Source organism: Pseudomonas sp. 1152_12, assembly GCF_052850675.1.
This window is the reverse complement of the sequence record NZ_VXCW01000010.1, coordinates 199,595-219,921: the sequence shown is the minus strand read 5'-3', so window position 1 is coordinate 219,921 and position 20,327 is coordinate 199,595. Positions and strand designations below refer to the sequence as shown.

15 protein-coding genes and 4 tRNA genes are annotated in these 20,327 nt (G+C 57.8%); 7 read left to right on the top strand and 12 right to left on the bottom strand.

Annotated features, from left to right (window positions below):
- Positions 1-90: 90 nt before the first annotated feature.
- The 10 genes from FW764_RS20105 to FW764_RS20060 all read right to left on the bottom strand — a co-directional run bounded on the left by FW764_RS20105 (position 91) and on the right by FW764_RS20060 (position 9,681).
- Positions 91-1,965, bottom strand: a complete 1,875-nt coding sequence (locus tag FW764_RS20105) for a SurA N-terminal domain-containing protein (RefSeq protein ID WP_446435359.1) — start codon at positions 1,963-1,965, stop codon at positions 91-93.
- Positions 1,966-2,196: 231 nt separating this feature from the next.
- Positions 2,197-2,469 carry an HU family DNA-binding protein gene (locus FW764_RS20100; protein WP_003174819.1) on the bottom strand — a complete coding sequence of 91 codons (273 nt, stop codon included), beginning with the start codon at positions 2,467-2,469 and terminating at the stop codon, positions 2,197-2,199.
- Positions 2,470-2,617: 148 nt separating this feature from the next.
- Positions 2,618-5,014 carry an endopeptidase La gene (gene lon, locus FW764_RS20095; protein ID WP_446435358.1) on the bottom strand — a complete coding sequence of 799 codons (2,397 nt, stop codon included), beginning with the start codon at positions 5,012-5,014 and terminating at the stop codon, positions 2,618-2,620.
- 188 nt (positions 5,015-5,202) lie between these two features.
- Positions 5,203-6,486: an ATP-dependent Clp protease ATP-binding subunit ClpX gene (gene clpX / locus FW764_RS20090; RefSeq protein ID WP_083357885.1), complete on the bottom strand. Its 1,284-nt coding sequence runs from the start codon at positions 6,484-6,486 to the stop codon at positions 5,203-5,205.
- Between the two features lie 112 nt (positions 6,487-6,598).
- Positions 6,599-7,234: an ATP-dependent Clp endopeptidase proteolytic subunit ClpP gene (gene clpP, locus FW764_RS20085; RefSeq protein WP_083357884.1), complete on the bottom strand. Its 636-nt coding sequence runs from the start codon at positions 7,232-7,234 to the stop codon at positions 6,599-6,601.
- A gap of 91 nt (positions 7,235-7,325) precedes the next feature.
- Positions 7,326-8,636, bottom strand: a complete 1,311-nt coding sequence (gene tig, locus FW764_RS20080) for a trigger factor (protein WP_446435357.1) — start codon at positions 8,634-8,636, stop codon at positions 7,326-7,328.
- Positions 8,637-9,203: 567 nt separating this feature from the next.
- Positions 9,204-9,279, bottom strand: a tRNA-His gene (locus FW764_RS20075).
- A gap of 77 nt (positions 9,280-9,356) precedes the next feature.
- Positions 9,357-9,441, bottom strand: a tRNA-Leu gene (locus tag FW764_RS20070).
- Between the two features lie 55 nt (positions 9,442-9,496).
- Positions 9,497-9,572: transfer RNA gene (locus FW764_RS20065), tRNA-His, on the bottom strand.
- A gap of 32 nt (positions 9,573-9,604) precedes the next feature.
- A tRNA-Arg gene (locus tag FW764_RS20060) sits at positions 9,605-9,681 on the bottom strand.
- Between the two features lie 275 nt (positions 9,682-9,956).
- On the opposite strand from FW764_RS20060, the gene folD reads away from it, so the two are divergent.
- Positions 9,957-10,811, top strand: a complete 855-nt coding sequence (folD, locus tag FW764_RS20055; RefSeq protein WP_446435356.1) for a bifunctional methylenetetrahydrofolate dehydrogenase/methenyltetrahydrofolate cyclohydrolase FolD — start codon at positions 9,957-9,959, stop codon at positions 10,809-10,811.
- Between the two features lie 207 nt (positions 10,812-11,018).
- Positions 11,019-11,942 carry a D-alanyl-D-alanine endopeptidase gene (pbpG, locus tag FW764_RS20050; protein WP_446435355.1) on the top strand — a complete coding sequence of 308 codons (924 nt, stop codon included), beginning with the start codon at positions 11,019-11,021 and terminating at the stop codon, positions 11,940-11,942.
- Between the two features lie 49 nt (positions 11,943-11,991).
- Here pbpG and FW764_RS20045 read toward each other — a convergent pair whose 3' ends face one another.
- The gene (locus FW764_RS20045) at positions 11,992-12,654 is read right to left on the bottom strand and encodes a peptidase C39 family protein (RefSeq protein WP_446435354.1); all 663 of its coding nucleotides are present in this window, start codon (positions 12,652-12,654) and stop codon (positions 11,992-11,994) included.
- Positions 12,655-12,865: 211 nt separating this feature from the next.
- On the opposite strand from FW764_RS20045, the gene FW764_RS20040 reads away from it, so the two are divergent.
- A complete protein-coding gene (locus tag FW764_RS20040) occupies positions 12,866-13,027 on the top strand; it encodes a hypothetical protein (RefSeq protein ID WP_446435353.1) in 162 nt (53 codons plus the stop codon).
- Here the strand turns inward: FW764_RS20040 and FW764_RS20035 are convergent.
- Complete coding sequence (locus FW764_RS20035) at positions 13,024-13,443, bottom strand: PA0061/PA0062 family lipoprotein (protein ID WP_446435352.1); 420 nt, start codon at positions 13,441-13,443, stop codon at positions 13,024-13,026. The genes FW764_RS20040 and FW764_RS20035 overlap by 4 nt on opposite strands.
- Before the next feature lie 226 nt (positions 13,444-13,669).
- Between FW764_RS20035 and FW764_RS20030 the strand changes: the two genes are divergently transcribed.
- The 4 genes from FW764_RS20030 to FW764_RS20015 all read left to right on the top strand — a co-directional run bounded on the left by FW764_RS20030 (position 13,670) and on the right by FW764_RS20015 (position 20,103).
- Entirely contained in the window at positions 13,670-16,891 is a 3,222-nt protein-coding gene (locus tag FW764_RS20030; RefSeq protein WP_446435351.1) for an efflux RND transporter permease subunit, read from the top strand.
- Positions 16,881-18,047, top strand: a complete 1,167-nt coding sequence (locus tag FW764_RS20025; protein WP_446435350.1) for an efflux RND transporter periplasmic adaptor subunit — start codon at positions 16,881-16,883, stop codon at positions 18,045-18,047. Before FW764_RS20030 ends, FW764_RS20025 begins: the two co-directional genes overlap by 11 nt.
- Positions 18,031-19,449 carry an efflux transporter outer membrane subunit gene (locus FW764_RS20020; protein ID WP_446435349.1) on the top strand — a complete coding sequence of 473 codons (1,419 nt, stop codon included), beginning with the start codon at positions 18,031-18,033 and terminating at the stop codon, positions 19,447-19,449. The genes FW764_RS20025 and FW764_RS20020 overlap by 17 nt, the downstream gene beginning before the upstream one ends.
- Positions 19,450-19,644: 195 nt before the next feature.
- Positions 19,645-20,103 carry an REP-associated tyrosine transposase gene (locus tag FW764_RS20015; RefSeq protein WP_446435348.1) on the top strand — a complete coding sequence of 153 codons (459 nt, stop codon included), beginning with the start codon at positions 19,645-19,647 and terminating at the stop codon, positions 20,101-20,103.
- The last annotated feature ends 224 nt before the right edge of the window (positions 20,104-20,327 follow it).

Below are 20,327 nucleotides of genomic sequence, written 5' to 3'. Positions count from 1 at the left end.
TAAAACGTCACAGCCTTACAGGACGGGGCCTGCTGTCCATAAAAAAGCCCCCGGTCCTTTCAGACCGAGGGCTTTTTAGTCAAAGCACCATCAGAACTTCTTGATGTCAGCCTTGGTTTCCAATTGCTTGCGGTACGCAGCAAAGTCTTGCTGGCCAATACGCGAAGCGAGGAAGCGGCGGTATTGCGCCTTTTCTTCGTCCGTTGGCGCAGCCGCTTCGTTGACACCATTCAAGCGCACAATTACCAGGCTACCGTCAGCCAGGGTCACCGTGGTGAAGGTCGGCTTGTCCTTGGCCGCCGGCTTAGGCATGCGGAACAGGGCTTGCAGCACGGCCGGGTCAATCGTTTCCTGGCTACGGGTAGCCGCCTCAGTGACTTTCCAGGCCTGGCCATCGATCGGCTGGCTCAACGGGGTCTTGCCGTCGCGCAGGCTGGCGATCAACTCGTCAGCGTGAGCCTTGGCTGCCGCGCTGGCGCGCTCCTTGGTCATCTGCGCACGGATCGCGGCAGAGACGCTTTCCAGTGGCAGTTGCGTCGGCTTCAGATGCTCTTTGGCACGCAGCACGATGATGGTTTCAGGGTCCAGCTCAATGGCGGTGCTGTTGGCACCCTCATCGAGTACTTCCGGGCTGAACGCTGCAGTGACTACGGCGCGATTTGCAGTTACGCCTTCGCCACCCTCACGGCCGAACGGCGCCGAGGTGTGCACGGTCAGCTTCAGGTCAGAGGCTGGCTGGGCCAGATCGGAAGCTTCGAAGGCGGCATCTTCCAATTGCTTGGAGGCGTCGACGAAGCGCTGCTCAACCTGCTGGGTCTTCAGCTCGCGGGTCAGTTTGTCTTTCAAGCTGGCAAACGATGGCACTTGAGGTGCCTCAACGCCCAAAAGCTTGATCAAGTGCCAACCGAAGGTGGTGCGTACCGGAGCCGAAACCTGGTCTTTGTTCAACGCGTACAGAGCAGTTTCGAAGTCTGGATCGTAGACGCCAGGACCGGCAAAACCGAGGTCGCCGCCATTATTGGCCGAGCCTGGATCCTGGGAGAACTCCTTGGCCAGGGCTTCAAACTTTTCACCCTTGGCCAGGCGCGCCTGGATTTCTTCGATCTTGGCCTTGGCTTGCGCGTCGGTAGTCTTGTCGTTGACTTCAATCAGAATGTGCGCAGCACGACGCTGTTCAGCGAGGTTGGCGGTTTCTTTCTGATAGGCAGCCTGCAGTTCATCGTCCTTAACGGTAACCTGGTCGAAGAAGGACGACTTCTTCAGTTCCAGATAGTCGATAACCACCTGGTCCGGGGTCATGAACTCTTTGGCGTGCTGCTCGTAGTAAGCCTTGACGTCGTCGTCGGTGAGCTTCACCGCCGCAGGGTTGGCCTTGATGTTGACGGTGGCGAAATCGCGGGTCTGTTTCTCCAGACGCGCGAATGCCAATACCTCGGCGTCGGTGACGAAACCGCTGCCGGCGAGACCTGCGCGAACCTGGCCGATCAGCATTTCCTGGGTCAGCATCTGACGGAACTGCATACGGCTATAGCCCAGCTGACGGATCACCTGGTCAAAGCGTTCGGCGCTGAACTTGCCGTCCACCTGGAATTCCGGCGTCTGCAGGATCACCTGGTCGAGCGCCGCTTCCGAGAAGCCGAACTTGGAATCAGCAGCACCTTGCAGCAACAGTTTGCGATCAATCAGCCCTTTAAGGGCCGCATCGCGCAGCAGTTTTTCGTCCAGCAAAGAAGCATCGAAATCCTTGCCCAGCTGTTGCATCAGCTGGCGACGTTGCATGTCGACGGCCTGGCTCAATTCGGTTTGGGTGATCTCTTCACCGTTAACCTTGGCCACGTCCTGCTTGTTGTTGGTCGAAGCCTGAAAAATAGCCTCGATACCGGTGAACGCCATCAATGCGACGATGATCCCGATAATAGTTTTGGCAATCCAGCCTTGTGAATTGTCCCTGATATTCTGCAGCATGCGTCCCCCAGAAACGGTTGATCTTCAAGAATTAGGCAACCGTGGAGCGTGGGTAGAGTCCGGATAGAAGAAAGGCGCATCCGAGGATGCGCCTTCTCGTAACTGGCGGAGCGGACGGGGGTTTGAACCCACACCCCCGGCGTGGCGACCCGATGGATACTTGGGTCAGCTGCCGCTCCGCTGCCAGGCCAGACCTTCGTCTGACCCGGGTAGGCAAGGCTTGAGCGAAGCTTAGTTAACGGCTTCTTTCAGGGCCTTACCAGCTTTGAAACCTGGTTTTTTGGCAGCAGCGATTTGCAGTGCTTTGCCAGTCTGTGGGTTACGGCCAGTGCGAGCTGGGCGGTCAGTCACAGAGAAAGTACCGAAGCCTACCAGCACTACTGAGTCGCCGGCCTTCAGAGCGCCAGTGACGGATTCGATTACTGCGTCCAGCGCACGGCCAGCAGCAGCTTTCGGGATATCAGCGGATGCGGCGATAGCATCAATCAGTTCCGACTTGTTCACTCTAAGTCCCCTTATATATCTATTGAGTATGATTCTAAGTTTTTTGGTGAAAGCAAAAACCAGTGCTGGATAGCCTACAGACACTTAAGAGCCGCTTTATAACAAGGGCTCTAAAAAGCTGTCAAGGAAGCCATCCGGCTTAATCGCATTAATGCGTGCTAATTCTTTCCTTGGAATCAGACTCGCGTTTTTCATCCTTCGCGACAATCTCCGGAGCCACATCCGGCAAGGGCTCCGGCGCGTATTGCAGCGCAATTTGCAGGACCTCGTCAATCCATTTAACCGGTTTAATCTGAAGATCCTGCTTGATGTTGTCAGGAATCTCCTTCAAGTCGCGAACATTCTCTTCTGGAATGATCACCGTCTTGATTCCGCCTCGGTGTGCTGCGAGCAATTTCTCTTTCAGACCACCGATGGCCAATACCTGACCACGCAGGGTAATTTCACCGGTCATTGCTACATCGGCTCGCACAGGAATGCCAGTCAATGCCGACACCAGGGCCGTACACATGCCTACGCCAGCGCTAGGGCCGTCTTTCGGAGTAGCCCCTTCCGGCATATGGATGTGCGTGTCATGCTTCTCGTGGAAGTCCAGGGGGATCCCCAAGCTCCTGGCGCGGCTACGCACCACGGTCTGTGCGGCGGTGATCGATTCGACCATCACATCGCCCAAAGAACCGGTCTTGATCAGTTGGCCTTTGCCCGGAATTACCGCGGCCTCGATGGTCAGCAATTCGCCGCCCACCTGGGTCCATGCCAGGCCAGTCACCTGCCCTACTTGATCCTGTTGTTCAGCCAAGCCATAACGGAATTTTTTCACACCCAAAAAGTGTTCCAGGGCGTCAGCACCCACTTTCACCGAGAAGCGTTTTTCCAGTGCGTGCTCTTTGACGGCCTTGCGGCAAATCTTCGCGATTTGCCGCTCGAGGCCCCGTACACCGGCCTCGCGGGTGTAGTAGCGCACGATGTCACGGATCGCTTCGACCTCAAATTCGATCTCGCTTTTTTTCAGGCCATTGGCCGAAATCTGCTTGGGCGCGAGGTATTTGACGGCGATATTGATCTTCTCGTCTTCGGTGTAACCGGGCAGACGAATCACCTCCATCCGATCCAGCAAGGCGGGTGGAATGTTCATGGAGTTGGAGGTGCACAGGAACATTACGTCGGACAAGTCGTAGTCGACCTCCAAGTAATGGTCGTTGAAATTATGGTTCTGCTCAGGATCGAGCACTTCAAGCAACGCCGAGGCTGGATCGCCACGCATGTCGCTGCCCATCTTGTCGATTTCATCGAGCAGGAACAGTGGGTTGCGTACCCCCACTTTTGTCATCTTTTGAATCAATCTTCCTGGCATCGAACCGATGTAAGTCCGGCGATGACCACGAATTTCCGCTTCATCACGCACACCACCGAGGGCCATGCGCACGAATTTACGGTTAGTGGCGCTGGCGATGGACTCCGCCAGGGACGTTTTACCGACACCTGGAGGACCGACCAGGCACAGCACTGGGCCACGGATTTTCTTCACACGCTTCTGCACGGCGAGGTATTCGAGGATGCGTTCTTTGACTTCCTCGAGGCCGTAGTGGTCGGCATCAAGGATATCTTCAGCACGGGCCAGGTCCAGGCGCACTTTGGTCTGGGCCTTCCACGGCACCTGCACCAACCAATCGATGTAGGAGCGAACCACAGTGGCTTCGGCCGACATCGGCGACATTTGCTTGAGCTTGTTCAGCTCCGCGGTAGCCTTGGTCAGGGCGTCTTTCGGCAGGCCAGCGGCATCGATGCGCTTCTTCAGCTCTTCGATTTCGTTGTGGCCTTCCTCGCTGTCGCCGAGTTCTTTCTGAATGGCCTTCATCTGCTCATTCAGGTAGTACTCGCGCTGACTGCGCTCCATCTGTTTCTTCACTCGACCACGGATACGCTTCTCAACCTGTAGCAGGTCGATTTCGCCATCCAGCAGTGCCAGCACGTGTTCGACACGGGCCGACAGGTCGATGATTTCAAGGATGTCTTGCTTCTGCTCGATTTTCAGCGCCATGTGCGCAGCCATGGTATCGACCAGGCGACTCGGCTCATCAATACTATTGAGAGAAGACAGGACTTCAGCCGGGACTTTCTTGCCCAACTGCACATACTGCTCGAATTGCGAGAGCAGGCTGCGCACAAATACTTCGGATTCGCGCTCAGGGGCTTCGACTTCGTCGATCAGCGCCACTTCAGCGCGCAGGTGGCCATCCACCTCCATGAAACGTTCCACTGCGCCACGCTGCTCGCCCTCCACCAACACCTTGACGGTGCCGTCGGGCAGCTTGAGCAATTGCAGGACAGTGGCAATGGTACCGACCCGATACAGGGCTTCTTCGCCTGGATCATCATCAGCTGGATTCTTCTGGGCCAACAGCAGGATCTGCTTGTCGCCCGTCATCGCGGCCTCGAGGGCTTCGATAGACTTCTCGCGCCCCACGAACAGCGGGATAACCATGTGCGGATAGACGACGACATCACGCAACGGCAGGAGAGGCAATTCGATGGTTGTCTTCATGATTTCGCCTCTATGACAGTTAAAAAGTAAGCTTGAAAACAAGATGGGGGCTACATGCAAAAAAAACAAGCTCAATGCCAGCACTTAAACGCATGAATAAACGCGAAATAAAAAGCTGTTTGAAAAAAAAACGCTAAATAAGAAGGGGCCCCGAAAGGCCCCTTGCTTGTAGTGCGACAGCTAAACGCTTACGCGTCTGGAGCAGCCTTGGCAGTCGGCTCGCTGTTTTCGTAGATATACAGTGGCTTGGACTTGCCCTCGATAACACTTTCGTCGATCACCACTTTACTCACCTCAGACTGCGAGGGGATTTCGTACATGGTGTCGAGCAACACGCCTTCGAGGATCGAGCGCAAACCACGCGCACCCGTCTTGCGCTCCAGTGCCCGCTTGGCCACTGACTTGAGTGCGTCGGTACGGAATTCGAGGTCTACACCTTCCATCTCGAACAACTTGGCGTATTGCTTGGTCAGGGCGTTTTTCGGCTCGGTGAGGATCTGAATCAAAGCAGCCTCATCCAGCTCGTCCAACGTGGCCAGGACCGGCAGACGGCCAACGAATTCAGGGATCAGACCGAACTTGACCAGATCGTCAGGCTCGACTTCACGCAGGGACTCGCCCACCTTCTTGCCTTCTTCCTTACTGCGCACTTCCGCACCGAAACCGATGCCGCCACGCGTGGAACGCTGCTGAATAACCTTCTCCAGACCGGAGAATGCACCGCCACAGATGAACAGGATGTTGCGCGTATCAACCTGAAGGAATTCCTGCTGCGGGTGCTTGCGGCCGCCTTGTGGCGGTACAGAAGCAACCGTGCCTTCGATCAGCTTCAACAGAGCCTGCTGCACGCCTTCACCAGAAACGTCCCGGGTGATCGACGGGTTGTCGGACTTGCGCGAAATCTTGTCGATTTCGTCGATGTAGACAATACCCATCTGGGCCTTCTCTACGTCGTAATCGCACTTCTGCAGCAGTTTCTGAATGATGTTCTCGACGTCTTCACCAACATAACCAGCCTCGGTGAGGGTGGTGGCGTCAGCGATAGTGAACGGAACGTTCAGCAGGCGAGCGAGGGTTTCTGCAAGCAAGGTTTTACCCGAGCCTGTAGGACCAATCAGCAAGATGTTGCTCTTGCCGAGCTCTACTTCGTCGCCTTTTTTGTCACGCTGGTTCAAGCGCTTGTAGTGGTTGTACACCGCTACGGCCAGAACCTTCTTTGCACGCTCTTGACCAATCACATACTGATCAAGGATGCCGCTGATTTCTTTAGGCGAAGGCAATTTATGCGCGCTGCTCTCGGCCTGGGCTTCCTGCACCTCCTCGCGGATGATGTCATTGCACAGGTCGACGCACTCGTCACAAATAAACACCGAGGGGCCGGCAATCAATTTGCGTACTTCATGCTGGCTTTTGCCGCAGAAGGAGCAATAGAGCAGCTTGCCGTTGTCCTCGCCGTTGCGGGTGTCAGTCATTCGTTCGATCCAAATCCGATAGGCTTGCAACACAAGATGAAGGCTTACGCGGGCTTTTTCAAGCCCGCCGGTGGTCGGACATGCCGACCAGCCCTATTTTGAGGTGCTTATATTAAGCGGGGCGCTTTTCGATCACTGCATCGATCAACCCATAGGCGCGCGCTGCTTCTGCACTCATGAAGTTGTCACGATTGGTATCGCGCTCGATTTCTTCCAGGGTGTGCCCGCTGTGCTTGGCCATCAACGTGTTGAGGCGCTCACGAATGAACAGGATTTCCTTGGCGTGAATTTCAATATCCGACGCCTGCCCCTGGAAGCCGCCCAGCGGCTGGTGAATCATCACACGTGAGTTAGGCAGGCAGTAACGCTTGCCCTCAGCACCCGCGGTGAGCAGGAACGCACCCATGCTGCAGGCCTGACCAATACAGGTGGTCGACACGTTTGGCTTGATAAACTGCATGGTGTCGTAGATCGACATACCAGCGGTTACCGAACCGCCCGGGGAGTTAATGTAAAGATGGATGTCCTTGTCCGGGTTTTCCGCTTCAAGGAACAGCAGTTGCGCGCAGATCAGGTTGGCCATGTAGTCCTCTACAGGGCCGACCAGAAAGATCACTCGTTCCTTGAGCAGGCGCGAGTAGATGTCATAGGCGCGTTCGCCACGAGCAGATTGCTCGACAACCATCGGGACCAGGCCGCCAGCGGCCTGGATATCAGAGTTCTGCTGAATATAGGAATTACGGAACATGCTCTGCAGTTACTCCCAAATAGTCATGTCTTGAAAACGCATAAGCCAGCGCGAGGCTGGCTTATGGTTGTATTTCGAACGAGTTGGACAATCAGTCGGCTTGTGCTGCTTCCGCCGGTTTGACTGCTTCTTCGTAAGAGACCGCTTTGTCGGTCACCTTAGCCTTCTGCAGAACAGTATCCACAACTTGTTCTTCCAGCACAACCGAACGTACTTCGTTCAGCTGCTGGTCGTTCTTGTAGTACCAAGCCACAACCTGCTCAGGTTCCTGGTAGGCCGAAGCCATTTCCTGGATCATTTCGCGAACGCGATCTTCGTCAGGCTTGAGGTCGAACTGCTTGACCACTTCAGCCACGACCAAACCCAGCACAACGCGACGCTTGGCTTGCTCTTCGAACAGCTCGGCCGGCAGCTGGTCAGGCTTGATGTTGCCACCAAACTGTTGAACCGCTTGAACGCGCAGGCGATCCACTTCGTTGGACAGCAGAGCCTTAGGCACTTCGATCGGGTTGGCAGCCAGCAGACCGTCCATAACCTGATTCTTTACTTTGGACTTGATGGCCTGACGCAGCTCACGCTCCATGTTCTTGCGAACTTCGGTGCGGAAGCCTTCGATACCGGTTTCCTTGATACCGAATTGAGCAAAGAATTCTTCGTTCAGTTCTGGCAGCTTAGGCTCGGAGACACTGTTGACCGTCACGGTGAACTCGGCGGCCTTGCCGGCCAGGTCCAGGTTCTGGTAGTCCGCTGGGAACGTCAGGTTCAGAACGCGCTCATCGCCGGCTTTGGCGCCAACCAGGCCGTCTTCGAAGCCTGGGATCATGCGGTTGGAACCCAGCACCAGCTGAGTGCCCTTAGCGGAGCCGCCAGCGAATACTTCGCCGTCAACCTTGCCAACGAAATCGATGTTCAGTTGGTCTTCGGTCTGGGCAGCACGATCGGCCACTTCGAAACGAGTGTTCTGCTTGCGCAGGACTTCCAGCATGTTGTCCAGGTCGGCATCAGCCACGTCAGCGCTCAGGCGCTCTACCGCGATATCTTCGAAACCGGCAACGGTGAATTCAGGGAACACTTCGAAAGTAGCGACGTATTCCAGGTCTTTGCCAGCTTCCAGAGACTTAGGCTCGATCGAAGGCGAGCCAGCCGGGTTCAGCTTGTGCTCGACAACCGCTTCGTAGAACGAAGCCTGGATCACATCGCCTACAGCCTCCTGACGCGCATCGGCACCAAAACGACGCTTGATTTCACTCATCGGCACTTTGCCTGGACGGAAACCAGCGATCTTGGCCTTTTGGGCAGTCTGCTGCAGACGCTTGTTGACCGCAGTCTCAATACGCTCTGCCGGCACGGTGATGCTCAGGCGGCGCTCGATAGCAGTAGTATTTTCAACAGAAACTTGCATGGATATTCCTCGTTGCACAGACGTTAGCCGGCCGTTTCCGACCCCAGAATCAAGGGCATGCATTCTAGTGGGTCAAACTCAAGAAGTCACCCTACTGAAAACGGGTGGAAAAACAGCAGGCCATTTATAGGTTCAAGTGCGCACATGCACCTCATCCCGTTAGCAAATACAGCTCATCACGCCAGGGCTCTGCATCAACCCTTCTATATATAGAAGGGCAGGACGCACATCCTTGGCGACCGGCCTTGCAGGCAAGACCGGAGGGCGCGGCGGCAGCATCGAGAAACACAAATACGACGAAACGCCCCACCCTGGAAACTCAAAACACTTAAACAAAAACGGCACAGTCCTTTTTCAGGTACTGCGCCGTTATTCGCTATTAAATAGCTGTACTGACCCCGTTATAGCTTCGGATCAGTTCTACACGCTCAAAACCGGCAACGATTCTAACGCCAAGGCATTGAGAATGCTTGTTTTTTCTTGGCGTCAAGATAAGCCCCCTATAGAGGACCAGAAGTTTCTGACAAAAAAAAGCGCCAGATCATTGATCTGGCGCTTTTCTGAATATGGGGTGGACGAAGGGGATCGAACCCTCGACAACGGGAGTCACAATCCCGTGCTCTACCAACTGAGCTACGCCCACCATATTGCATTAACAAAGAACTAAAACAGCCTCTTTGCTGAACCTTGCACCACCTCATGGCAGTACAACATTTTAATTGGTGCGGATGAAGAGACTCGAACTCTTACGCCTCGCGGCGCTGGAACCTAAATCCAGTGTGTCTACCAATTCCACCACATCCGCGCTTGAAGCTCTTAAAGCAAAGGCGCCAGACGATTAGCCTGGCGCCTTTAAAATATGGGGTGGACGAAGGGGATCGAACCCTCGACAACGGGAGTCACAATCCCGTGCTCTACCAACTGAGCTACGCCCACCATATAGCGCTACTTGTGCCAAAGCTGCCTAATGGCGCACCCGGCAGGACTCGAACCTGCGACCATCCGCTTAGAAGGCGGATGCTCTATCCAGCTGAGCTACGGGCGCCTTATTAATCTGTACTCTTTGACGATTACAAACTAAATGCTTTCAGCGTTGCAGTACAACAATTCTGCTCTGCCTTCTTAACCAGTGCTAGGCTGTGCCCGACAAGTGCGACGAATAGTATAGAGGGCCTTGATACTCGTCAAATCTTTTTTGAAAAAAACTGATTTTATTTAAGGGGTTAGGGCAATTTGCAGACCAAGCGCCTTTGCCCTCACGTCATGGCGTGCGAGAATGCGCGCACTTTTCTTCCCCCTCTCGATGGTTAATCACGCGTAATGACTGCACAACTTATCGACGGCAAATCAATCGCCGCCAGCCTGCGCCAGCAGATCGCCAAACGCGTCACCGAGCGTCGCCAGCAAGGCTTGCGCACGCCTGGCCTCGCGGTGATCCTGGTCGGCAGCGATCCTGCCTCTCAGGTTTATGTCTCGCACAAGCGTAAAGACTGTGAAGAGGTCGGCTTTATTTCCAAAGCCTACGACTTGGCTGAAGGCACCACCCAGCAGGCCCTGACCGAACTGATCGATAGCCTCAACGACGATCCGGCCATCGACGGCATCCTGCTCCAACTGCCGCTGCCTGAACACCTGGACGCGTCGAAATTGCTCGAACGCATCCGCCCGGACAAAGACGTCGACGGCTTCCACCCTTATAACGTCGGCCGCCTGGCCCAGCGTATTCCGCTGCTGCGCCCTTGCACCCCGAAGGGCATCATGACCCTGCTGGAAAGCACTGGCGTCGATCTGTATGGCCTAGATGCCGTAGTCGTCGGCGCATCGAACATCGTCGGTCGCCCCATGGCCATGGAACTGCTGCTGGCCGGCTGCACCGTGACCGTCACGCATCGTTTCACCAAGGACCTGGCCGGCCACGTTGGCAGTGCCGACCTGGTAGTGGTTGCCGCTGGCAAACCAGGCCTGGTCAAAGGTGAGTGGATTAAAGAAGGCGCTATCGTCATCGACGTGGGCATCAACCGCCAGGAAGACGGCAAGCTGGTGGGCGACGTCGTGTACGACACTGCCCTGCCCCGTGCCGGCTGGATCACTCCAGTGCCAGGCGGTGTCGGCCCGATGACTCGCGCCTGCCTGCTGGAGAACACGCTGTACGCCGCAGAAACCCTGCACGATTAATAACCAGCGGTACTGAAAAAGCCCTGCCTTATCGCGGGGCTTTTTATTGCTCGGAAAAAAACTGTTTTTTCTTAGTTTTTAAGCACTTTCGTCCGGTTCTAGAAGAACATTCGACAGTTGTTCATCCATACTCCTAAAATGTAACGGCATTTATCATATAACCCGTCTCCCCACGGTATTTCCTTACTATTTAGCGAGTTCATCCGCGTGAAAATTCGTCTCTCTATCGTCAGCCTATTTTTTGCATTCACCGGCACCTTTGCGCACGCCGCCGAAACCACCCTAGCCCCGCGTGATACCTCCAAACTGCAAATCGCTTCCGGCAGCGCCATGCTGGTCGATTTGCAGACCAACAAAGTCATTTACTCCAGCAACCCCGACGTGGTTGTGCCTATCGCCTCCGTGAGCAAATTGATGACCGGCCTGATCGTGCTGGAAGCCAAGCAGAACATGGACGAATACATCGATATCAACATCAAAGACACGCCGGAAATGAAAGGCGTGTTCTCCCGCGTGAAAATCGGCAGCGAAATGCCGCGCAAGGAAATGCTGCTGATCGCCCTGATGTCCTCGGAAAACCGAGCAGCCGCCAGCCTGGCCCACCATTACCCGGGCGGCTATCCAGCCTTTATCGCGGCGATGAACGCCAAGGCCAAGGCGCTGGGAATGACCAGCACGCACTATGTCGAGCCTACCGGCTTGTCGATTCACAACGTGTCCACCGCCCGTGACTTGAGCAAGCTGCTGGCCTATGCGCGCAAATTTCCGATGCTGAGCCAGTTGAGCACCACCAAGGAAAAGACCGTGGCCTTCCGAAAGCCCAACTACACCTTGGGTTTCTCCAACACCGACCACCTGATCAACCGCGCCACTTGGGATATCAAGTTGACCAAGACCGGTTTCACCAATCAGGCTGGCCACTGCCTGGTGCTGGTGACCAGTATGGGCAACCGCCCGGTGTCGCTGGTGATTCTGGATGCTTTCGGCAAATTCACCCACTTTGCCGACGCTGGCCGTATTCGCAACTGGGTCGAGACCGGCAAGAGCGGCTCGGTGCCTGACGTTGCGCTGCGCTACAAGGCCGACAAGAATTTGAAGAGCCGCTCGAATGCGGCAGAAGTGCGTCGCTAAAACAACACAGCAGGTCTTAATCTGGGAGGGGGCTTGCTCCCTCACACCTTTATTTGCGCTCTGCCAACACCTTGAGCGCCTGCGCCGCCGCCTGCTCCTGGCCGGCTTGGGCAGTCGCGTTCGCCGCATCCCGCCAGCGCTGCACATCTATATTCACCGGCAACTGGCTCGGGCGCTGAGTCAGGATTGCCCAGTTTCCTGCGCTCTTCCACGCCGACTCAAAGTCGCTAAAGCTCATCAACAGCCGCCGTTCCAGACCTGAGCGCAACAGCACCGTACTTTTCTGCTGATTGAACCCCACCACCACTACATAGCGCGTGCCGGACCAGAAGCTTGGGTTGATCCGCGCCATCACCGGGTAGCCCGCCGCCACCTGTGCCAGTACCGCGGTCAACTTGGCGTCCACTGGGTACACCATCAGCCCGTATTCACGTGCCAGCACTTGCATATTGCGCTCAAGGTCCGCCTCGCCGCCTGGCAGGTGCAGGGGCTTATCGAGCAAACCAGGTGTCATGACAATGCCTTGTTGCGACAGCATGCTGGCTAACGCCGAGGGGCCACTCAGGTAAGCCTCGTTGCGAAAGGTCGGCACGCCGTTGAGTTCGACGCGCTCCGGCAGGCCCGCCAGTTTCGAGGGATGCCCGGAACAGGCGGCGAGCCCCAGGATGCAGGCCATTAGCAAGGAGGTTTTAACGTTCGACCGTAACCGCAATTTTTTACTCTCTTGATCAACTGCCGGTAAGGGCCCTGATCATAGGATGCTCTGCAGGGCGGGTATAGCCCGAGGCGTCAGTAAAATGCGCTGAATAGAGCAAACAAGTTGGATGGACTCGACCATTGGTCAATAGCAGGCAACCGTCAGCTAGCTAGACTGTCCATTGAGAAGACTGTGTGTGCCCCCTGCCGGGCGAAAGGAGGCCAGAATGAGCCTTGCAACAACGATTTTCCTGTTGATCTGCGGTTGGCTGGCAGTCGCCGGCGCCATGTTGTGGGGGGTCATGCGCGTGACCCGTCGGCACCATCACCCCCACCTCAAAACCACTGTACCGGCCAAGCACCCCAAGGTCGCAGTGCACCACGCCTAACCAGGCATGCAATTGAAGTCTTGGGTCGCTGCGACTTCCTTGCCGTGACCGTCCTTGAGGACGGCACGCACGGTGGTGCCCAAGCTCGACTCGATCAGGGTGTAGTGTTCACCGGCCTGGAAGTGCTTGTACTCGACCCGCCCCTGGCAGTCCTGCTGGTTATCGTCACCTGGCTCTTCCTCGAATAACGTCACGTCGAGGCGGTGATCGCCCGGCATCACTTCAAAAAAACGCCCGTCGTCCACGCGTTTACCGTCTACACGCTCGGCCATCAGGTCGTTCGGCGCTTCCTCTTTCAAACCAATCCACGCTTCGCCAGGGTCCGCCTTGGGGATGGGGCCGGCGCATGCCGACATCAACAAAACAGCGCCAAGCGCGGGAATCAGTAACAGCGAATTAAGTGATTTAAGTGGCATGGCATGGCTCCAAAGGACATCCGTAAAAAACGCTGGACCGATCTGAAATGTGTCGCGCCGGATGGATGACAAGCTTGGAGAGCCGCCCTATGTAGAACCAATGAATACATATGAAACGATCTTCAGCCGTTGACTAAATGTTCCTTCACCTGGCTGAAAGGTGCGTGTTAGGTGGGTCGGGCAAGACTGCCGGGGTTTGCAATTCTGCTCCCTCGGAGGTTCACGCATGCTCGGGCTGGTAAAGACCGCACTGCAAAAGCCGTACACGTTTATCGTGTTGGCACTATTCATTTGTATCGTCGGGCCGATGGCGGCCCTGAAAACCCCTACGGATGTTTTCCCTGATATCGGCATCCCTGTAGTCGCGGTGGTCTGGCAGTACAACGGTCTGTCGCCAGACGCCATGGCCGGCCGGGTGATCTACACCTATGAACGCTCCCTGAGCACCACCGTCAACGACATCGAACACATCGAATCGCAATCGCTGCCCGGCATGGGCATCGTCAAGATCTTCTTCCAACCCGGCGTGGATATCCGCACCGCCAACGCGCAAGTGACCGCCGTGTCACAAACCGTCCTCAAGCAGATGCCACCCGGCATCACGCCACCACTGATCCTCAACTACAGCGCCTCCACGGTGCCGATCCTGCAGATGGCGTTCTCCAGTCCCAGCCTCTCGGAAGCCAAGATCCGCGACCTGGTGCAGAACAACATCCGTCTGCCGCTGAGCGCCCTGCCCGGCCTGGCCATGCCCACGCCCATGGGCGGCAAGCAGCGCCAGATCACCCTCGACCTCGACCCACAAGCCTTGGCTGCCAAAGGCCTCTCGGCACAGGACGTGAGCAACGCCCTGGCCCTGCAGAACCAGATTATTCCGGTGGGCACCGCCAAGCTCGGCCACAACGAATACACGATTCTGCTCAACAACAGCCCCAAGGCGATCGATCAGCTCAACGACCTGCCGATCAAGACCGTCGACGGCGCGCTGATCACCATCGGCCAGGTGGCCCACGTGCGGGACGGCTCGCCGCCGCAAACCAACATCGTACGCGTCGATGGCCACCGCGCAGTGCTGATGCCGGCGCTGAAGAACGGCAGTATCTCGACCCTGTCGATCATCGACGGCATCCGCCAGATGTTGCCGCGCATCAACGAAACCCTGCCGCCGTCGCTGAAGACATCATTGCTGGGCGACGCCTCGGTGTTCGTCAAGCAATCGGTGGGCAGCGTGGCCCAGGAAGGCATCATCGCCGCGCTGTTGACCAGTGCGATGATCCTGCTGTTCCTCGGCAGCTGGCGTTCGACGCTGATCATCGCCGCGTCGATTCCGCTGGCCGTGCTGTCGGCCATCGCACTGTTGGCGGTCACAGGGCAAACCCTCAACGTCATGACCCTTGGTGGGCTGGCGTTAGCGGTGGGGATTCTGGTGGACGATGCCACGGTGACCATCGAAAACATCAACTGGCACCTGGAACAAGGTAAGGCGGTGAAGACCGCGATCCTCGACGGCGCCGCACAAATCGTCGGCCCGGCGTTCGTCTCGCTGTTGTGCATCTGCATCGTGTTTGTACCGATGTTCCTGCTGCAGGGCATCGCCGGTTACCTGTTCCGGCCGATGGCCCTCGCGGTGATGTTTGCCATGGCCAGCTCGTTCATCCTCTCGCGCACCTTGGTGCCGACGCTGGCGATGTTCCTGCTCAAGCCGCACACACCCGAGCCTGGCGCCGGGCATCATCCGGAAGATGAATTCATCAACCACCACGAGGGTGAGCAGCACAAAAAACCACGCAATGCCGTGCTGCAATCGGTGCTGAATTTTCAGCAAGGCTTCGAGCGCCACTTCTCGAATATCCGCGACACCTACCATGGCTTGCTGATGCTCGCGCTGAGCAACCGCAAGCGCTTTATCCTCGGCTTCCTGACCTGCGTACTCGCCTCGTTCCTACTGCTGCCGAGCCTAGGTCAGGACTTCTTCCCGGCCACCGACGCCGGCGCCCTCGCCCTTCACGTACGCTTGCCGCTCGGCACGCGCATTGAAGAAAGCGCCGCCGCCTTCGACCGCATTGAAGCGCGGATTCGCGAAGTGATCCCCGCCGAAGAGCTCGACACCATCGTCGATAACATCGGCATTCCGCTCAGCGGCATCGACATGGCCTACAACAGCAGCGGCACCATCGGCCCGCAGGATGGCGATATACAAGTCACGCTGAAAAAGGACCACGCGCCCACCGCCGACTACGTAAAAAAACTGCGTGAAGCCTTGCCGGGAAGCTTCCCCGGCAGCCACTTCGCGTTCCTACCGGCGGACATCAGCAGCCAGATCCTCAACTTCGGCGCCCCAGCCCCGCTCGACGTAAAAATCTCCGGGCGCAGTGATGCAGAAAACCGCGCCTATGCGGTAGAACTTGAGCGTCGCCTGCAACACGTACCGGGCATTGCCGACCTACGCATCCAGCAGTCCACCGGCTACCCATCGTTGCAAGTTAACGTCGACCGCATGCGCGCTAATGGCCTGGGCATCACCGAGCGTGATGTCACCAACAGCATGGTCGCCTCCCTCGCTGGCAGCTCGCAAACCGCGCCGGCCTTTTGGCTCAACCCAGCGAATGGGGTGTCGTATTCCATCGTCGCCGCGACTCCGCAATACCGCCTGGACAGCCTGCCGTCACTGGAAGCCTTGCCGGTTACCGGTGCCGATGGCCAGTCGCAAATCCTCGGCGGTGTGGCCACCATCGCTCGTGTGCAAAGCCCGGCGGTGGTAACCCACTACAACATCGAACCGACCCTGGACCTGTACGCCAACGTGCAAGGCCGCGACCTCGGCGGCGTGGCCCGCGACGTGCAAAAAGTCTTGGATGACACCGCCTCCATGCGCCCCAAAGGCGCGGTCATCAGCCTGCACGGGCAGATCGATGCGCTGCACGAAGCCTTCAGTGGTTTGAGCTTCGGCTTGCTCGGCGCGGTGGTGCTGATCTACCTGCTGATCGTGGTCAACTTCCAGTCGTGGACCGACCCGTTTGTGATCATCAGCGCCTTGCCAGCAGCGCTGGCAGGGATCGTGTGGATGCTGTTCCTCAGCGGCACCTCGCTGTCGGTTCCAGCACTGACCGGGGCCATCTTGTGCATGGGCGTGGCCACTGCCAACTCGATCCTGGTGGTGAGCTTCTGCCGTGAACGCCTGGCCGAACATGGCGATGCATTGAAGGCCGCGGTGGAGGCCGGTTACACGCGCTTTCGGCCGGTGTGCATGACGGCTTTGGCGATGATCATCGGCATGCTGCCGCTGGCAATTTCCGAGGAGCAGAACGCCCCGCTTGGCCGCGCCGTTATCGGTGGCTTGATCTTCGCCACCGTCGCCACTTTGTTGTTTGTTCCCGTGGTCTTCAGCCTGGTCCACGGTCGTCACCCTACTCGCGCAGTTGCTGGAGAAACTTCACATGTCGTCTGATCACAACCCCTCGCGCAAGCGTCTGATACTCATGGGTGTCGGTGGCCTGACACTGGCCGCCCTGTTGGTCGCCAGCGGCCTGCATGCCCGCACGATGCACGAACAGTCGGTCACCGCCTGGACCGAAAACGCCGCCATCGCGCAAGTGATGGTGTTCCAACCGAAACAAAACGTCGCTGGCGACACTTTGCGCCTGCCTGCGCACCTTGAGGCCTGGAGCAAGGCGCCGATTCACGCCCGGGTCAGCGGCTACTTGAAAGACTGGAAAGCTGACATCGGTACCCAGGTCAAAGCCGGGCAAACCCTTGCCGAAATCGACAGCCCGGACCTCGACCAGCAACTGGCGCAGACCCATGCGCACCTAGTGCAGGAACAGGCCAATGCGCGCTTGGCCGAGACCACCGCCACACGCTGGCAAAACCTGCTGGCCAGCCACTCGGTGTCGCGTCAGGCCGCGGATGAAAAAACCTCAAACGCCGCCGCTGCCAAGGCCAATGCCGAAGCAGCCGCCGCCGACTATGCGCGGCTGTCGGCGCTGGAAAGCTACAAAACCATTCGCGCGCCATTCGCCGGTACCATCACCGCGCGCAACACCGATATCGGACAGCTGATCAAAGCCGACTCCGACAGTGACCCGGAACTGTTCAACATCGCCGACACTCACCAGCTGCGCCTGTACGTGCCGGTGCCGCAGAATTACGCGGCGGTCATCCACCCCGATCTCGAAGCCGAGCTGACTGTGCCGGAACACCCCGGCGAGCACTTTAAGGCGCGCCTGATCGGCGACTCCACCGCCATCGACCGCCGCTCCGGCACCCTGCTCGCGCAATTCGTCGTCGACAATCCCAACGGCGAATTGCTGCCGGGTGATTACGCCGAAGCCACGTTGCCGATTCCGGCGGATACCCACGGCGTGAGCATCCCGGCCAGTGCGCTGATCTTCCGCGCCCAAGGCACCCAAGTCGCGGTGCTGGACGCGCAGAACCACGTGCACCTGCAAGACATCCATATCGGCCTCGACCTCGGCGAGCGCCTGGTCATCGACCAAGGTTTGAAACCCGCCGACCGTGTGGTCGACAACCCGCCAGACGCCCTGCGCGAAGGCGACCCTGTGCAACTGGCCGATGCCGGAGGTGCGCATGCGCCCAAGGCCTAAACCCCTCGCGGCGTTGATGCTGCTGGCCTTGCAGGGTTGCTCGCTGGCGCCCACTTACACGGTGCCATCGGTCGACCTGCCGGCCGGCTATCGCGAACAGACCAGCGATGGCCCGTGGCACAGTGCGCAACCGTCCGATCAACTGGCGCCCGAATGGTGGAAGCTCTACAACGATTCGCGCCTCAATGACCTGCAACAACAGCTGCTCAAGGCCAACCCGGACCTCGCGGCGGCACTGGCGCACTTCGATGCGTCCCAGGCGTATGCCAGCCAGTTACATGCCGGGTTATTCCCGCAGGTTACCGCCAGCGCGCAGCCATTACGCCAGCGGCAATCGAACGCGCGGCCGCTGCGAGGTGATACGCAGCCGTCGGTCTACAACAGCAATACGGCGGGCTTTTCGTTGAGCTACGACCTGGACCTGTGGGGCAAAATCCGCAACCAGGTCGCGGCCGGTGATGCCCAGGCGCAAGCCTCCAGGGATGACCTGGCGGTGGCGCGCCTGAGCCTGCAACATCGATTGGCGACGCTGTATGTGCAGCTCAATGGGCTGGATGCGCAGAGCCGGATTCTGAATCGCTCGCTGGATGATTTCAGCCAGGCATTGCAACTGACGCGTAGTCGTTATGAGGGCCAGATTGCCTCGGAGCTGGACCTGACCCGCGCGCAAAATCAACTGGCCGAAGCCAAGGCGCAACTGAACGAGGTGCGCGGCCAGCGCAACCTGACCGAGCATGCGATTGGTGAACTGATGGGTGTCGCAGCCAGCGACTTCACGCTGCCGGCGAGTCAGCAATTGATCACGTTGCCGGGGATTCCCTCTCAACTGCCGAGCCACCTGCTGCAACGTCGCCCGGACATTGCTGCGGCGGAACGCCGGGTGTTCGCAGCCAACGCGAATATCGGCGTGGCGAAAGCGGCGTGGTATCCGGATTTCAGTTTGACCGGGTTGATTGGCGGGCAGACGCAAGGGGTTGGCAATCTGCTGTCCGCTGGCAATCGGTATTGGGCACTGGGACCGTTGGCGAACTTGCCGATCTTCGAAGGCGGGCGTCTGAGTGCCAACGAGCGCCAGGCCAAAGCCGAGTTTGAAGAGGCTTCGGCGCAGTACCGTAGCCACGTGCTGAAAGCCGTGCGTGAGGTGGAAGACAACCTGGCGCAACTGCGCGACTTGCAGCAGGAAGCCCAGGATGAGCAAGCAGCGGTAGATGCCGCGCAGCACACGCAGTCACTGGCGATGAACAGCTACCAGGCGGGAGCCGTCAGTTACCTGGATGTAGTGACCGCGCAGACGGCGGCGTTGCAGGCTCAGAGGACGTTGCAAGCCGTGCAGACCCGGCAACTGCAGGCGAGTGTAGGGTTGGTGACGGCACTTGGCGGCGGCTGGCAACCCGGCGCCTGATAAATGTGGGAGGGACTTGCTCCCTCCCACATCAATACTGCGTTAGACACACAATGTATGAACAGCGCTGCCCCCCTGCGGGAGGGGGCTTGCTCCCGATGGCGACCTCTGAGACACATCCTGCCAAAAGCCTGTCGACCCTCCTCGTAACACCAGATCTAGCCTCTCAACACACACACTGAGAGAGGCCAAGGAATGCCTGAACTACCCGCTTCACACCGTTTGCGCATCGGTCGATTCAGCGAACCAAACCGTATCTACCTGATCACCACCAACACTCACGAACGCACACCGATATTCAGCGACTTCCACCTTGGTCGCTTGGTAGTCTGGCAATTGCGGGTCGCCCAGCACCAAGGGCTGGCAAACTCCCTGGCGTGGGTGATCATGCCGGACCATTTCCATTGGCTGCTGGAACTGCAAAAAGGCTCGCTGGCGGACCTGATGTGTCAGGTGAAGTCTAAAAGTACGCGAAACGTTAACGGCGTCACTGGGCGCAAGGGACGGCTTTGGCAGGAAAGCTTCCATGACCGGGCGCTACGCAAGGAAGACGACTTGGTGAAGATGGCCAGGTATGTGGTGGCCAATCCATTACGGGCGGGATTAGTGAAAAAGATTGGCGACTATCCGTTGTGGGATGCAATTTGGGTATAGGTCGAGACCGAGTCGCCGCTATCGGGAGCAAGCCCCCTCCCACATTTTTCTACGGCATTTCAGGCAGCCCGTGTGCCGCTGGCGATCATTGGGCAAGCCTGCTCCCACATTTTGATCACTATTCGACAGGACAAGGCAATCAATTGTGGGAGGGGGCTTGCTCCCGATGGCGTTGGGTCAGCTAGCTCAGCCGTAGCTGATACTCCGCTATCGGGAGCAAGCCC